We start from the raw sequence: 280 nt of genomic DNA, 5'->3' as shown, positions 1-280 counted from the left end.
CCGCCGCTCTCAGCCTCTCTGCCACCTTCATCCGAGCCTGGATTGCCCTGCCGTATGTGGTGAAGGAGAGGAAGGATGGGAAGGGGATGGAGAAGAAGCCGTCGATGAGGAGGAGATACTCTCTACGCAGTGCCTCCGTCCATTCCCCAGGATCGTAGCTCATCAGCTGCTTCACGGTGAGCTCAAAGGTGATCTTCTTAGCCTGGTCAAGGAGCAGCAGGGGCTTGGTGGCTGCTGCTGCTGCTGCTGCTGCGGCTACGGCTGCGGCTGCTGGTGGTGG

At 60.7% G+C, this 280-nt stretch carries 1 protein-coding gene; it reads right to left on the bottom strand.

What is annotated here, in order from left to right; translation table 11 throughout:
* Positions 1 to 280 (bottom strand): hypothetical protein (locus CXQ92_RS18335; RefSeq protein WP_219815804.1); only part of this gene is annotated, 280 nt, incomplete at both ends.

It is taken from the genome of Arthrobacter sp. SX1312, from assembly GCF_002929295.1.
Classification (GTDB): domain Bacteria; phylum Actinomycetota; class Actinomycetes; order Actinomycetales; family Micrococcaceae; genus Arthrobacter_D.
This window is presented reverse-complemented; position numbering and strand designations above follow the sequence as displayed.